The organism is Methylocystis sp. H4A, assembly GCF_015709545.1.
Taxonomy (GTDB): domain Bacteria; phylum Pseudomonadota; class Alphaproteobacteria; order Rhizobiales; family Beijerinckiaceae; genus Methylocystis; species Methylocystis silviterrae.
The window spans coordinates 228929-243742 of sequence record NZ_JADNQY010000028.1 but is presented as its reverse complement, the minus strand read 5'-3'; the positions used below and the strand labels follow the sequence as shown (position 1 = coordinate 243742).

At 63.9% G+C, this 14814-nt stretch carries 14 protein-coding genes; 8 read left to right on the top strand and 6 right to left on the bottom strand.

Annotated elements, in window-relative coordinates; translation table 11 throughout:
• Positions 1–110: 110 nt before the first annotated feature.
• Both IYW40_RS17855 and IYW40_RS17850 read right to left on the bottom strand, forming a co-directional pair.
• Positions 111–968 (bottom strand): DUF6456 domain-containing protein, encoded by an 858-nt coding sequence (locus IYW40_RS17855; protein ID WP_196401620.1) that lies wholly within the window; start codon positions 966–968, stop codon positions 111–113.
• Complete coding sequence (locus tag IYW40_RS17850) at positions 965–1309, bottom strand: helix-turn-helix domain-containing protein (protein WP_154451079.1); 345 nt, start codon at positions 1307–1309, stop codon at positions 965–967. The genes IYW40_RS17855 and IYW40_RS17850 overlap by 4 nt, the downstream gene beginning before the upstream one ends.
• 118 nt (positions 1310–1427) lie before the next feature.
• Here IYW40_RS17850 and IYW40_RS17845 point away from each other — a divergent pair, with 118 nt between their 5' ends.
• Both IYW40_RS17845 and IYW40_RS17840 read left to right on the top strand, forming a co-directional pair.
• Positions 1428–1760 (top strand): DUF6477 family protein, encoded by a 333-nt coding sequence (locus tag IYW40_RS17845; RefSeq protein WP_196401619.1) that lies wholly within the window; start codon positions 1428–1430, stop codon positions 1758–1760.
• A 74-nt stretch (positions 1761–1834) separates the two neighbouring features.
• Positions 1835–2653, top strand: a complete 819-nt coding sequence (locus tag IYW40_RS17840) for a hypothetical protein (protein ID WP_196401618.1) — start codon at positions 1835–1837, stop codon at positions 2651–2653.
• 299 nt (positions 2654–2952) lie between these two features.
• On the opposite strand, the gene IYW40_RS17835 is transcribed toward IYW40_RS17840, so the two are convergent.
• Positions 2953–4047, bottom strand: coding sequence for a hypothetical protein (locus tag IYW40_RS17835; protein WP_196401617.1), 1095 nt, complete (start codon positions 4045–4047; stop codon positions 2953–2955).
• 142 nt (positions 4048–4189) lie between these two features.
• Positions 4190–4726, bottom strand: coding sequence for a histidine phosphatase family protein (locus IYW40_RS17830; RefSeq protein ID WP_018407534.1), 537 nt, complete (start codon positions 4724–4726; stop codon positions 4190–4192).
• Positions 4727–4865: 139 nt separating this feature from the next.
• Between IYW40_RS17830 and IYW40_RS17825 the strand changes: the two genes are divergently transcribed.
• Complete coding sequence (locus IYW40_RS17825; protein ID WP_196401616.1) at positions 4866–6572, top strand: hypothetical protein; 1707 nt, start codon at positions 4866–4868, stop codon at positions 6570–6572.
• Positions 6573–6660: 88 nt separating this feature from the next.
• On the opposite strand, the gene IYW40_RS17820 is transcribed toward IYW40_RS17825, so the two are convergent.
• Both IYW40_RS17820 and IYW40_RS17815 read right to left on the bottom strand, forming a co-directional pair.
• Positions 6661–7350, bottom strand: coding sequence for a hypothetical protein (locus tag IYW40_RS17820; protein WP_196401615.1), 690 nt, complete (start codon positions 7348–7350; stop codon positions 6661–6663).
• 713 nt (positions 7351–8063) lie between these two features.
• Positions 8064–8864, bottom strand: a complete 801-nt coding sequence (locus IYW40_RS17815) for an enoyl-CoA hydratase (protein WP_196401614.1) — start codon at positions 8862–8864, stop codon at positions 8064–8066.
• Positions 8865–9134: 270 nt separating this feature from the next.
• Between IYW40_RS17815 and IYW40_RS17810 the strand changes: the two genes are divergently transcribed.
• From IYW40_RS17810 to IYW40_RS17790, 5 genes are all read left to right on the top strand, one after another.
• Positions 9135–10208, top strand: coding sequence for an acyltransferase (locus IYW40_RS17810; RefSeq protein WP_196401613.1), 1074 nt, complete (start codon positions 9135–9137; stop codon positions 10206–10208).
• Between the two features lie 175 nt (positions 10209–10383).
• Positions 10384–11151 (top strand): SGNH/GDSL hydrolase family protein, encoded by a 768-nt coding sequence (locus tag IYW40_RS17805; protein ID WP_196401612.1) that lies wholly within the window; start codon positions 10384–10386, stop codon positions 11149–11151.
• Positions 11152–11186: 35 nt separating this feature from the next.
• A complete protein-coding gene (locus IYW40_RS17800) occupies positions 11187–11876 on the top strand; it encodes an RNA pseudouridine synthase (protein WP_196401611.1) in 690 nt (229 codons plus the stop codon).
• Positions 11877–11936: 60 nt separating this feature from the next.
• Positions 11937–13469 carry a TldD/PmbA family protein gene (locus IYW40_RS17795; protein ID WP_196401610.1) on the top strand — a complete coding sequence of 511 codons (1533 nt, stop codon included), beginning with the start codon at positions 11937–11939 and terminating at the stop codon, positions 13467–13469.
• A gap of 3 nt (positions 13470–13472) precedes the next feature.
• A complete protein-coding gene (locus tag IYW40_RS17790; protein ID WP_196401609.1) occupies positions 13473–14807 on the top strand; it encodes a metallopeptidase TldD-related protein in 1335 nt (444 codons plus the stop codon).
• Positions 14808–14814: the final 7 nt, after the last annotated feature.

Here is a 14814-nt window from a genome sequence, read left to right as displayed (position 1 = left end):
TGACCCCCCACCCAACGCTCTGCCCGCATCCTCTTTCTTCGGCGCTTCGCGTTGGTCACCCCACCCCGAAGCGCTGCGCGCTTCGACCCTCCCCCTCAGGGGGAGGGTAATCACACTCTCGGCCGATAATCCTCGGCGCCCCAATGCAGCAGCGCCTCGGCGCGGTCGCGGCCGCGCGCTTCGACCGCGAGCCCGTAGTGGCGCGCCAATCGATCAAGCGCGATTTTGAGCACGACTTTCGCCGAGCGGGGCGGCCAGCCGCGCTCGCTTTCGACGATCTCCATGCCCTTGAGATAGCCGCAGACGTCGGTCAAGAGGCCCGCCAGTTCCGGCCCCACCGCGTCGACGGCGCGCGCGAGGCGCCGGCGCGCGTCGATCGCAACCTCGGAGACGGCGCCGGCGTCGGCGCCGCGGCGCGCGGCGTTGATCGACGCCTCCCAATTCGCGGTCACGCGCTGCAGGAGCTGCGCCTGCTCGATGTCGCGGCGGAAGCGTTCGCCGGCTTCGAGCTGCGCGGCGTCGAGAAAGGTACGCCCCTCGCGGTCCTTTCGCCGCGCCAGCCAGGCGAGCGGGCTTTCCGCTTCATTGACGAGCGTCGGACGCGCGGCCTTTTCGAGCTGGCGCAGCGCATAGGATGCGTGCTGGGCGCGAAACGGCTCCGCCTGATCGACGTCGGGCGCGGATAATCGGCGCAGATGCGCGCGGCCGGCGTCGGTGAGGGCCAGCCGCCGCTCGCCGCCGTCCTGCTCCCATCGGACGAGTCCTTCGGCGAGCGCGGCGTCGGAAGCGGCCGCCGCAAATCGCGCGCGCGCCACGGTGACGCCTTTACGCGCGGCGAGCACGACGAGCGTCGAGGCTTCGAGCGGGCTGAGCGCGCCGCGCGCGCCCGGCTCGGCAAGCGCCTGCAGCAGCCGGCGCATGGCGCGGCCGGTTGCCTCCCGGGTCGGGGCCCCCGATCTTTTCTTCATTGCGCGCTCCCTTGGGAAAGGAGGGCGCAGATCATGTCGCGCTGCGCGGCCAGCGCGGTTTCGAGCCGGCGGGCGCCGGCGTCGAACAACGGATCGTCGCGCAAGTCTTCGATCGTCGCGCAGGCGTGACGGACAGTGGCGCGGTCGCGCGCGAAAGCTTTGGCGCAGGCCGAAACGCTGGCGCCGAGCGCGACATGGTGGAGATAGACGGCGAGCTGACGCGCCCTCGCGACCGAGGCGCGGGAGCGGCGAGGCGAAAAGAGATCGGCGAAGGGCGCGCCCTTAGCGGCGGCGGCCGCGGCGGCGCTAAGCCCTGGAATAAGCGTCGGATCGAGAAACATCGAGGTCTCCAGCTGGGTGGCGGGCAAACGTAAGCTGGAAAATAATCCTATTCAAGGATAAAATACTTATCCTCACCCGTCCAAGGGAAAGCATTCTGAGCGTCACGGAGGATGATCCATGACGCACAGGCCAGTTCACACCCCGCAAGACGACCGCTCCGCCCGCTTCGCCACAGAAGCTGGCGCGGCGCTCGACGCCGCCCTCGTCGCGGGGCTCAACGCCTATGATCGCACCCGCGCGCTGGCGCGTTTCCATCGCCTGTCGCCTGACACGATCGCCAGCGAAACGCCCGACGCGGCGCGCGCCGCGCTCAAGGAAATCGAGCGCGCGATGCGCGGCGAACGCGCCCGCCGCGGCCATTGGAGCTATGATCTCAACCGGCATATCAGCCTGCTCGTCGCCCATCGCGCCGAGACCGCGCGGCTTCATCGCCTGTTGAACCGCGCATGAGCGCGGCCGCGCTTCCGCCCACCTGCGCGATGCTTTAAGCTTCGCGCTTTCCGTTAGAGACGCAAAGGCCGGCGATGTATCTGGAGAAAATTCTGGCGCTGTTGGCTGCGGCGCTCGTCGCGGTCGGAGCCGGCATCGGCCTGACCTGGCTGGCCCTTAACCCCGCGCCGCGCATGGCCGATGCGGGATCCGGGATCGCGGCGCCCGCCAACGGGCAAGTCGACAAGGGAAGCGCGCGGCAGCAGATCGAGGCCCTGATCGCCTCGACGCCGGATTATGCGCGCTACTTCGCAAGACTTCGCGAGACCTTCACGGCCGATTACGAAGCGGCGATCAATGATTTCGCCACCCGCCTCGCACAGACGAAGGAAGAGCAGAGCGTCGACTATTATCTTTCCGAGGCGGTGCGCCGCATCCGCACCTCGCGCGGCGCCCTCGCGGCGAAGGCCGAGCCTGAGCCGATCGCCCGCGTCTTCGAAAAGCAGCTGGAAGTGCTGCAGGCGGTGGCGCGGGAGGACAAACGCATGTGCGTCGCCTTCCTTTACGGCGCGACCAATCTCGACTTTCAGCGATTCGCCGCCTCCCGCCGCCAGATCGTCTCCGACATGGCGCTTGCGGGATTAGAGGCGATCGTCAGCGGACAAGCCAATAAGATCGATAGGACCGCGCCGACGGAGGCGGACTTTCGCCTGTTGGAGACCGCGCTCGCCGCGCGGGGTCTGAGCAAGGTCGAGATCGACGCGCTGCTCGACGGCAAAATGCCCACGCCGCCGCTCGAAGACGCACGCATGTGCGGCGCCGGGCAGGCCTATTTTGAAGTGCTGAAAACCCTACCCGAACCCGCCCGCACGAAAGTCTACGGGCTCGCGCTGGAGCTGATGGCGCGCTCGTAGAGCAGCTTTCCGAAAAAGTTGACAGACTTTTTCGATGAGAACCTGCTCCAACATTTCATATTGAGCGAATCCTTATCGATCACATGATTCCATGTGATCGGGAAGCGCTTGGCGTGTCATGGCCAGGGCGATCGGGTGAAGGGCTTCCTCATCCTGAGGAGCGTGCGCAGCACGCGTCTCGAAGGACGAGGAAGCCCGTTTTCGCGTATTTTTCCTCACCCTCGTCCTTCGAGACGCCGCCTGCGGCGGCTCCTCAGGATGAGGGTGAGGAAAACAACCTTCACCCGATCGCCCTGGTGTCATGGCCCCGCATGCGCCGGCGGCGGCGGCACAGCCGGCGCAGCATCGCCTCCCGGCTTCGCGGGCGCCTCCAGCATCTGGCGCAGTTGCGCGACGGCGATCCGGATCAGCGCGTCGCGCGGCCGCGCCGGCCCGATCTCGACCGCCGCCATATTCGCCATAACCTTGGCCAGGTTTTCGGTCGGCAGGCCGGCGGCGGTGAACAGCGCCAGATCCTCGTTGGCGCCGCCGACGACGCCCTGGGCCATATTGGCCGCGTAAGTGGCGATCCGCGCCAGCTCCCCCGAGCAATTCGAAACGCCAAACGGCGGCAGCCGCGGCGCGGGCGACGGCGGCAGGTCGGCGATTGTCGTCTGGGGCGCAGGTCGGATCAGCTCGGCGAGCTTTTCCCGCCGCGCCGGAAGCTCGGAGACGCCCGCCATGATCGAGGGCGCCGGCATCAGATCGACGGGCTTTGCGAGCGGTCGCCGCGCCGTCTTCAGATTGACCCCGCCGCGCCCATGCGACGCCAGCCAGCGCGCGCGAAGCGTGTTTTGAATGCCGCGCGGCGCGATCGCCATGGGCGCGACGCGCTGCGGCGGCATGCGCGCCATGCCGCCGCGCGACGCCGGCAACCCGGGAGCGGCCGCCGGCCGCCGAGGCGCGCTGGGCATGACGACGAGCGAACATTGCGCCGGAGCCCAGCGCTCGACGATGGCGCGCGCGGTGCGCCGCCCATAGTCAACGTAATATCGGCGCAGCAGCAGCGCCGCGACGGCGGCGCCCTCCTCCGCCGATGCGAAGGCGACATGGCCATCGGCGTCGGCGGCGATCTCGCCGCTCCAGCCCGCGCTCTTGATGCACCAGTAATTGTTGAGCTTGATGCAGCGGGCCGGTTCGCCCGCTTCGGCGCCGAACGCCCGGCGGATCGCGGCGACAGGCGCCATCTCCAGCGCCAGCGCGCTTTCCAAGCGCCAGTTGTCCACGGCGCGCGTTTGAGGCTGATAGGCGGGGCTTGGCGTCGCCGCGAACGCCGACGAGGGCGCGACGAGCGCCGCCGGCGCCTTGTGCGGCGCGGCTAGGGCCAGCATCGTCAGGAGCGCTTCGATCAGCATGGCCGCTCTTTGCGGGTTTGCGACTGCGCTAGATCACGCTGCATTTGGGCGGAATCGCCCAAATGCAGATAACGTGATCGATTCCAAAAGTTTAGAGCGCGCTCAACGCGAAAAACCGGTTCCCACTTTTTCGCAGCGCGCTCTAGTCGGGGTCTTCCGTCGCCTCGCCCCGTAGAATGCCCGGCGTGACGAAGCGCGCAAGTCGCGCCCCGCCCCTGCCGACGTCCCCCCAATGATCGCTCTCAAAGTCGAGCATCGCCAGCGCCGCCGTTGGGAATTTAGAGCGCATCAGCGCCAAGTCATCGGCCTCGCCCGAGCCGGCGAGCCATGAGGCGAGTTCGGCAAAGCCGGGATTGTGACCGACGGCGAGCAGCGTCGCGACCTTGTCAGGCGTCTGCCGCAAAATCTCGACCAGATGGTCGACGGTCGCAAGATAAATCGTATTCTCGATCAGATGCGTGACATGGCCTGGAAACGCCTCAAGCACCTGGTCGAGGGTCTGCTTGGCGCGACGCGCATCGGAAGCGACGGCGAGGCCCGGCACGATGTCGGCGTCTCGCAGATACTCGCCCATGCGCCGTGCATCCTCCATCCCTCGACGGGTGAGCGGACGTTGGCGGTCGCCGCCGGCCGAATGCCGGTCGGCCTTGCCATGGCGCAGGAGCAGGAGTCGACGCATGCGGCCTCTCTATCACGGCGCCGCCGCGCCGCCACGCGCCGCCCCTCGCTAAACGCCGGCTGCGACGAAACTACGCGCCTCTTTACCCCGAAAGGCGCGGCGTGCAAGCTCTCCCCGTTCGTCTTCCCAAGGTTTTCTAATGCGCAAATCCCTCGCCATCGGCGTCGTGACGTCGCTTTCGCTCATGAGTTTCGCCGCGCCTTCGCCGGGCGCCGGCGAAAAGCCGCTCACGCTCGACAATCTCGTCATCACGCTCGGCGCGACGACCTATCGTATCCCGCACATCGAAATCGAAGGCGCGAGTCTGCCGCTGACGGAATTGGCCGCGCTGTTTTTGAGCGGCGACGGAAATGTCGCGGCGCGTCTTGCGCGTATTTCGGCGCGGCGAATCGCCGTGCCTTCCATGTCGAGCGAAAGCCGCAGTGATTCAAACATTGAGCGCGCCGCGTATCGCAAGCTGCTCTTCGAAAATGTCGTTTCGGGACGCGCCGCGACCGTGCGCGGCGACGGCGGCGAGGAAACGATCGAATCCGCGAAGGGCGGCGTTCAGCGCGTTTCCTGGGGCGCCTCTGTCGCCAAGGGGGTCGATCTTGCCGAACTCGCGCGTCTGGCGCTCTCCACGCGCGGCGAGGCCAATGAGCCTCTGAAGCTATTGGTCGAGGAGGAAGTCGTCGAGTCTTCGCGCCTTGAAGACGCGAGCGCCAATCTCGTTCTGACGACAGGCCGCCTGAAGATTGAGGGCGTGCGCGGCCGCGCGCTGCGGACTCCCGGCGGCAAACTCGTTGAAAGATTCGAGAAGCTCGATCCGGCGAAGCCCGAAGGTGATCCCGCGCTGATGCGCGATGTTCTGGATGCGCTTCAATCCTTCGAGGCGGCGTCGATCGAGGTCGACGACGTCGTCGCCACCGGCAAGGGCGAACCCGCAGGGAAGCCGTTCACGGCGAAGATCGCGCGCGCCGGCCTGCGCAAAGTGGCGGGCGCCGGCGCCGGCGAGATGTTTTTCGACGATTTTTCGCTCGCCGCGTCGGACGGCGGCCATCTGTCGGTCAAGCGATTTGCGCTGAATGAAGTGCAGCTGGCTCCGGTTTTAGAGGGCGCCGCCTATCCCAAGCTGGCGCGCATCGAGGTGCGCGGCGTCGCCGCCGATTTGCCTGACCCCAAGACCAGCGAAACGTCGCGAATGAAATTCAGCGTCGAGAACGCCAGCGCGACGTTCGACAATTTTCTTGCATCGACGCCGACAAAATTCTCCGGCTGGATCGACAATTTCGTCGTCGATCTTTCGGCGCGCGGCGAAACCCAGTCAACTTCGCACTTCTTGGCGCTCGGCTATCGCGAGCTCGCGCTCTCCGGCGTCGCCGCCGGCGAATGGCGCGAGAAGACGTCCGAAGCGGCGCTGGAGCCTGTCGCGATCGACGCGAAGAACATGGGCGTCGCGCATCTCTCGGCGCTCTTCGGCAATGTGTCGAGCGCGGCGTTCTCGTCCTCGCCCCTCATTTCGCGCGCCGCCATGCTCACAACATCGATCAAGTCGATCGATCTGACGCTCGAAGGCGACGGCCTCGTTGATCGCGTGCTCGCGCTCGAAGCCAAGGAGCAGAAAACGTCCGTCGAAAAGGCGCGCGCCGATTACGCCAAAGCCGCCGCGACGGCGATTATGGCGCTTGGCGGCGCCGGCGCGAACGCCAAGCGCATCGCCGACGCCGTTGCGGCCTATATCGAGAAGCCGAAGCGCCTGGATCTGCGTTTTGCCGCGCCGAAGGGTGTGAACGCTATCGACGTTCTGGCGCGAAAGCCGAGCGAGATTTTGGAAGCTCTTGAGGTGGAGGCGAGCGCCGATCGATGATGACGCGCGAGATTGCACACGAGCTTCTTTAGCCCCCACGGCCAGTCCAGACTATACTTTGTTAAACTTCAGCTTTCACTCTATACATTCAACAAAGCCGCCGCGCCTTTAAAACAGCAAAACAAATATACGTCAGTATCAATTCTGTAAGAAACTGCACGGAGAATACAAATGCCAATGCGACGATAATGAGCATTACGGCCGGATGGCTCTCCAGTAATTTTTTTATAAGCAGAGCGCTTTTATATGCTCCTGGATAGGAGACCAGCCAAAAACCCCCTATAGGTAAAATAATCCAAACGGCATAGCCTAGCGGACCCTTGCCAGAACGCTCCATTGCTTTAACATGCTCAAGGCTTGACGGGCGTCCAAGTAACGCCAAACCTATAGAAAGCGCAATCCTGAGGCCCGCTATTATGCACGCGGCCAGCGCCAAAATATCCAACTGATGGAATACTGTATCATTGTCACAAAATGCGTCATATTCATTACAAAAAACGTCATATTGACGCGCAACAAAGCCAAATATATACTGTTTACTGACTGCAATTTGATTACCATCCGAAACATACCTGGATAAAGACTCAATAATTGGGGATATCAGCATTAACAATGGCGTAAGCACAACCGTGATGGCTGCTGCGCCTAATAGAACCGTAGGCGTATCTATTTTCGGGTATTTTGTTTTATCCGATGAATATATGACAGTTGTTACACTAAAGACGAGAAGAACAATAAACATAAGGCTGAATATTTTTTCATGCAGCGTTTCGAACATTCTAAACCTCAGCCTCGCCGCTTGACAACTGTCACCGCCCGAGCGGCGACGGTCACAACTTCAACAATGTCGTTGCCAGTTAGCTTCTCGCGCTGCTCCGCCATAGTCAGAGCCGACCATTCTAATTCAACCAACGCCGCGCCGCCGGAACGCCCCGCAGCGCAAAAATCAATTGGATGTTGAAGTCTGAACTGCACTCGTATCACTCTGGATCGCTGCCCCTATAAGTCTCCGCCGTTGCGGCAGGAACGTCGCTGCCGACTAGCGTCGCGGCAAGCAGAAGCGCGCCGAGGCGCTGCCTGCCCCCGACGGCCGACAATGACTTGCGCAAATATGTGTTCAAAAGCCTCAAGCAAACCTTCCCGCGATTCCGCCGCTAAACGGGGCAGGCATGGCATATAGTCGCCGAAACAGTAACCGCTCTGCCTACGCCGTCAAGCCGACCCGCATAAGCAACCAAGGCTCCGAATCCAGGTTAATAAGGCGTCATCTCACCGCGTCATGGCCGCGCTTGTCGCGGCCATCCACGCGCCGTCTCCGCGCGATGCGTTTCGCGATGTCCCGGCGTGGATGCCCGGCGCAAGGCCGGGCATGACGGCTGAAAGTGAGCTGAAATTAACCCCAGTTCGAAGCCCTGGCATAAGCAAAGCGCGCTTTTGCGCTGGCGACAGCCCCATCGCGACGGCGCGCGCCATCGTAGCGGCGGCTCGCCGTCATCGCCCGGAAAAATTCGGCTCGCGCTTCTCGAGGAACGCGGCGCGCCCTTCCATGTAATCCGCGCTGTCGAAACAGGCGCTCGTCAGCGCTTCACACTGCTCATGCGACGACGCGCCGGGCAGGCGCGCGGCGGCGCGGATCGCCGCCTTGGCGGCGCGCAAGGTCAGCGGCGCGCCAGCGGCGATGGTTTCGGCCAGCGCATGCACCGCGCCTTCGAAACTCTCAGTGGCGAAAAGTCGGCTGACGAAGCCGCGCTCCTTGGCTTCATCAGCGGTCAGGCGACGCGCCGTGTAAAAGAGATCAAACGCCAATTGCGGGCCGACGGCGGCGACGACATAGGCCATCGCCGCCGGCGGATAGCCAACGCCGAGCTTCGCCGCCGGAATCGCGAACGTCGCTTGCCCATCGGCGATGCGCAGGTCGCAGGCCGCGGCGATTCCGAATCCGCCGCCCATGCAGAAGCCCGACACGGCCGCGATCGTCGGCTTGGAAAGATTCGAAATCGAGTCGAAGGCCTCGACATTGGCGTGTTCATAGATGCGCCCGCCTTCGCTCGTCGCGCGCAGGTTGGAGAATTCGCTGATGTCGGCGCCGGAACAGAACGGCAGACCCGCCGCCCCGCTGATGACGAGGACGCGCGCGTCCTCCGCCGCGTCTACGGCGCGCAGCAGCGGCGGCAGCGCGCGCCACATCTCAAAGTCGAACGCGTTCCGCTTGGCGGGATTTTCGATGTAGAGGCGCGCCACGCCGAATTCGATCGTAACGCGCAGCTTCGGGGTCGGAGATATGATCGCCATTGTTCCTCGGAAAGCAAAGTTTCAACGTCGCCGGATCGCTCGCTAGGAGCGCATGTTGGCGTGTCTTGGACCACATTCGCCGACCACTCTAAGCCGACACACGCAAAGCGACGAACCAGGCGCCAACCGCCGCGGCCAGCGCTGCAACGCGACGCCATGTCGCGTCATCACCCCCTCGTCGCGACCTCATGCCACAGCATTCCACGCGCTGATCAAGATTAAGATCGATGTCGCATTTAAAGGAAATCTCCTGCCAGCCGTGGAGCAGCGATGGCGATGAGACCGGACACATTCGCGTCGCCTGGCGCCCTGCGGCTGACTTTAGCCTTTGCGGTTTTCCTCCACCATACGACCAGTTTCAACCTCGGCATGTCCGCCGTGCTGGTCTTCTTCGTGCTCAGCGGCTACTGGGTCGCGGCGATGTGGAAGAACACCTATTCGAAAACGACGTCGGCCTATTTCACCTATCTCGTTTCGCGCGTATGGCGCATCGCGCCGGTTTTCGCTCTCTGCTCGGCGATCGCTTGGGCGCTGCTGCTCTGGCGCGGCGACGCGCCCGTCGCCTTCGGCGGGCTGTTGCATCAACTCTTCTCCAACATCATGATCCTCGGCTACAGCGCGCTGCCGTTCCAGGCGAACATTCCCGGCTGGTCGCTGGATGTGGAATTGCAATTCTATCTTATCGCGCCGGCGATCATCTTTCTCATTTCGAGAAACATCTCTCTCTTGCTGATGTGCCTTGTCGTTTCGGCCGGCGCCCCTTGGCTCGGAGGCTCCGCCACAGTCGCGCCTTTCCTTTTGTTTTTTGGAATCGGCGTCGCGGCGGCGAGCCACGATTTGAAGCCCGATCGCGCCTTCGCTTATCGCGCGTTGTTCACGACGCTCGCGACGCTGTTCCTCTGCACGCTGATCTTCGCCAAGGACATGATGCTCGGCGAAAAGCCGGATCTGCTCGCCTTCAGCGACAAGATGAATCTCGTCATCGCGGTGATGATGACGCCCTGGGCGCTCTATACGACGCAGCAGGCGAGCGGCGCCAAGGACCGAATGCTCGGCGAGCTTTCCTACATCTTCTATCTGCTGCACTGGTCGGTGCTCGGCGCCCTGAAGACGGGCGAAGGCTCCTATCTCGATCGCGCCCTGCTCTGCTCCGAGGCGCTGCTCATCATCTTCGTCGCCTCCTACCTGATCTGGCGGCTGTTCGATCGGCCGATCAATAGATTGCGCGCCGCCTGGGTGCATGGCCGACTTATGGACGCTCCGGGCGTGATCCCCTCGGCGACGTCGGCAAGCGCCGCGCCCGCATTCGGCTGGAGCGCTTCCCGATCGCATGGACTCATGTGATCGATACGGAATCGCTCAAAATCAAAATGTTGGAGCAGGTTCTCATCGAAAAAGTCTGCAACTTTTTCGGAACCTGCTCGAGCATGGCCTCCCTGGTCGAGCGTCGGATCGATCGCGCGGGGACAAGCACATCCAGAAATTTGCTTGAGTCCAGTCGCCGGGATATGGGTTCGCCATGTTCCCGGGGGCGCACAAACTGGCGTTTGTTCTGGCCGTCGCCTGCGGGCTGACGCTTTTCAGCCTGAAGCGGTCGGATGAGCCGACGCTCTACTGCGCCAATGTGAACGGCGGCGGGGACGACTATAGAATCCTTGTCATCGGTGAATCCTGGGCCTCGGACGGCAAGGTCCTCCCCGAACTGCCGCGCGCCGTGTCAAAAAGACTTGAAGGCCGCGGCGTTCGGGCGTGCAGTCTCGGCTTTGCCGGCCGCAACTCACGGTTGCTCTACGCCGAACTGCGCGAGAAATTCCCCAAATACAAACTCTACCGCATGTTTGAGGACAAGAAGCCGGACAAGGTCGTCCTGATGAACGGCGTCAACGACGCGATTCAACACGTCGGCGCATCTGCCTATGTCGAATATACAAAAAAGCTTGTCGAGTATTTTGCCGACGTCGACGACGTCGAACTCATCTCGATACCGCGGGTCAACGAGCGGAATTTCAGACCGCCGAATTTCTACAGCGCCCTCAAGCGCTCGATATTGAGCTGTTTTTACGATGACTGCGAGCGACAGGTGAATGACCTCTATCGTGTCGCGCTGTGGCGCGACCACCCCGAACTCAACACTCTCGAATATGACGCCTTCATCGAGCGCTACGAAGGACACGAGCAGTGTTACACGAGGGACGGCGTTCATCTGACTGACGAATATTTCCACAAATACGGAGAGTTTGTCGGCGGCGCGGTTTCGCTCGGAAAGACCGCGCCGGCCGTGAAATAGCGCCGTCTTGCGCGCGTCGCTGCTATAAGCCGCTGATGGACCTCCTCTCTCGCCTGCTCCACCGCGACGGGCTGATGCTAATCATCGACAAGCCCGCGGGCGTCGCCGTCCATCGAGGACCGAAGGGCGGCGCAAGCCTTGAAGACGCCTTCGACCAGCTGCGCTTTGGACTGCCCCGACCGCCGGCGCTGGCCCACCGACTGGACAAGGACACGTCCGGCTGCCTCGTGCTTGGGCGCCACCGCAAGGCTCTCGAACGGCTCGGCAGGCTGTTCAAGTCCGGCCGAATTGGCAAGACCTATTGGGCGGTGGTCGAAGGCGCGCCCACGGGTGAAGAAGGCGAAATCGACCTCCCGCTCGGGCGGCTCGACGCGACGCGCGGGTGGTGGATGCGTCCGGACCCGCTGGGTCTGCCCGCCAGAACCTCCTGGCGCGTGCTTGGCAGAAGTCCGGACAACGCGCTGACGTTCATCGAATTCACGCCGCACACGGGCCGCACGCATCAGATCCGCGTGCATGCGCAGGCGATGGGGTGGCCCATTCTCGGCGATCCGATCTATGGCTCCGGTCGCCGCGAGGACTCAGCCCCTCTGCATCTTCATGCGCGCGCGGTGAGCGTGCCAATGCAGGACGGCAAGCCGCCCGTGGAAGCTGTCGCCGCGCCGCCCGCGCATATGGGCGAGGCGCTCGCCGCATGCGGATGGAACGGCGAAGCGCAACCGTAACACGGCGATTGCAAATCGTCGCCGAAACGACCACCATATGAGGCAATTTTGGAGCGACCAATGGCGGCCACGCCTTCGACGACCGAAGCCTCACGCCCCAGGGGCGGCAACGCCTTCGCGTTGGACCGCGCGCTGCTCTACGATCTTGCCGATATCGCGCTGACCGCCGCGAAGCGAAACGGCGCCAGCTACGCCGACGTCAGGATCGGCGAAACCCGGCGCGAATACGCCTTCGCCAAGGACGACCGCTTGGAGAATTTCGACGAGCGCGCCTCGCAAGGCTTCGGCATGCGCGTGCTGCTCGACGGCTGCTGGGGATTTTATGGCGCGCGGCGGCTCGACTCACAGAGCCTGCGCGATGGCGTCGAGCGCGCGCTGGAGAACGCCCGCGCGGTGAAGCGGATACAGTTCCAGCCGATCGCGCTCGAGCGTCTGCCCGTGCATGAAGCCGAATGGATCATGCCGATGGGCATCGATCCCCTTGAAGTGTCCGCCGGCGAGAAGGCAGACCTGCTGCTTTCGATCATCGCCAGCGCGCGCGATCACGGGGCGGATTTTTGTTCAGCCTCGCTTTCGGCGACCTGCGAAGAGCGATTCTTCGCCAATAGTCTTGGCAGCCGCATTCATCAGACGCGCACGCGCGTCGCGCCCAACTTTCAGGCGACCGCCATCGACCGCGCCAGCGGCCGTTTCGCGACGCGCGACTGCCTGGCGCCGGCGCGCGGCGCCGGCTGGGACTATATCGTCGGCGCCGGCCTGATCGAGGAGGCCGCACAGGCCGGCGAGGAGGCGCGCGCGAAGCTTGGCGCCAAGCCAGTGACGCCGGGCGACTACGACGTCGTGATCGACCCGACGAATCTGTGGCTCACCATTCACGAGACGGTCGGCCATTCGACCGAACTCGACCGCGTGCTGGGCTGGGAGGCGAATTTCGCCGGAACGAGTTTCGTCAAGCCGCATATGCTCAACGAACTGCAATTCGGCTCCGAATTGATGACGATCGTCGCCGATCGCGCGCAGCCCGGCGCGCTCGCCACGATCGGCTACGACGACGACGGCGCCCCCGCGGAAGCCGCCGACTTCGCCATCGTCGAAAAGGGCGTGTTCAGGAATTTCCAGATGGCGCTTGGACAGGCGCATCTCATCGGCCTGTCGCATTCGAACGGCTGCGCCTATGCGGACAGCCCCACGACGTTTCCCATTCAACGCATGCCGAATATTTCGCTCAAGCCCAATCCGCAGAAATGCTCCTTTGACGATCTCATCAGCGATGTCGAGAACGGCATTTACGTCGTCGGCGCAGGCAGCTGGAGCATCGATCAGCAGCGCGACAACTTCCAGTTCGGCGGACAGCTGTTCTATGAGATCAAGAACGGCAAGCTCGGCGATCTGCTGCGCGACGGCGCCTATCAGGGCCGCACCACGCAATTTTGGAACTCTCTCGCAGGTCTATGCGACGCGAGCGCCTATCATCTCGACGGCACCTTCACCTGCGGCAAGGCCGAGCCGGTGCAGGTGGCGCCGGTCTCGCACGGCAGCCCTCCGGCGCTCTTTCGCAATGTGCGCGTGCTGAACACGAGCGACGACGCATAGCGCATGTTTCTTTCTTCAGAAGACGCAAAGTCGATCGCCGACAATGTTCTCGCGCGCTCCAAGGCCGACGCCTGCGCCGTGCAGATTCACGGCGGCCTGGACCAGAGTCTGCGCTTCGCCCGGGGCGGCGCCACGACCAATCTTGCGACCGCGGAAGCCAATCTGCGCATCTCGTCACATATTGGCGGTCGCATCGGCTCTTGCAGCATCTCGCGTTTCGACGACGAGGCGCTGGCCGCCGCCGTGGCGCGCTCGGAAGAGATCGCGCGCCTATTGCCCGTCGATCCCGATTATGTCGCGCCGCTCGGCCCGCAGAATTATGGCTTCTCCGACCGCTATGACGACGCGACCGCCAATCTGCGCCTCGACGCCCTCGCCGACGCGGCGGCGCGCGTCATCGACGAGGGCGCGCGCATCGGCGTCGACACCTTCGGCTGCGCGACGACAGCAAGGCGATTCGACGCATTCGCGACGAGCGCAGGCCTCTTCGCCTATGAGCGGCGCAGCGAGATCGATTTGTCCGCCACGGCGCGCAACCGCGCCGACGCTTGGTCGGGGTGGGCTGGCGCGCATCAATTCTTCGCGGATCGTCTCGACGCGGAGGCGATCGCGCGCGTGGCCTGCGCCAAGGGCGCGCATGACGCGACGCCGGTTGATCTCGAACCCGGCGCCTATACCGTGGTTCTCGAGCCGGAGGCGACGACCGAGCTCGCTTTTTGGCTCATCAGAACGATGGAGGCGCGCGCCGCCGACGAGGGGAGAAGCTTCTTCGCGCGTCCTGGCGGCGGAGCGCTTTTGGGCGAGAAGCTCTTTGACGAACAGCTCACGATCCGCGTCGATCCCGCCGACCCGCTGGCGCCCGAAGCCGCCTTCGGCTTCGAGGGCCTGCCGCATCGCGCCCGCGCCTTCGTTGAGAACGGCGTTGTGACGACGCTCTATCGTTCACGCGCCTGGGCGCAAAAGACCGAATCCGAACCAATCCCCTTTGCGAAGAATTTCGTAATGTCCGGCGGCGACGTTTCGCTGGACGACATGGTCCGCTCGGTGCGGCGCGGCGTTCTCGTGACGAGACTTTGGTACACCAATATCGTCGACCGGAAGAGCCTGCTGCTGACCGGGCTCACGCGCGACGGCAATTTCCTTATCGAGAACGGCCGGATCGTCGCGCCCATGCGCAACATGCGCTTCAATCAGCGGCTCGGCGAGCTGTTCAGCAACATCAAAGCGCTCGGTCCAACGCGTCGGACCTGGCGCGCGGCGGGCGAAGGCGGCGCGCCGGCGGCGCCGGCGATGCTCGTCGAAGGCTTCAATTTCTCGTCGAAGTCGAGCGGGATATAGAGCCCGC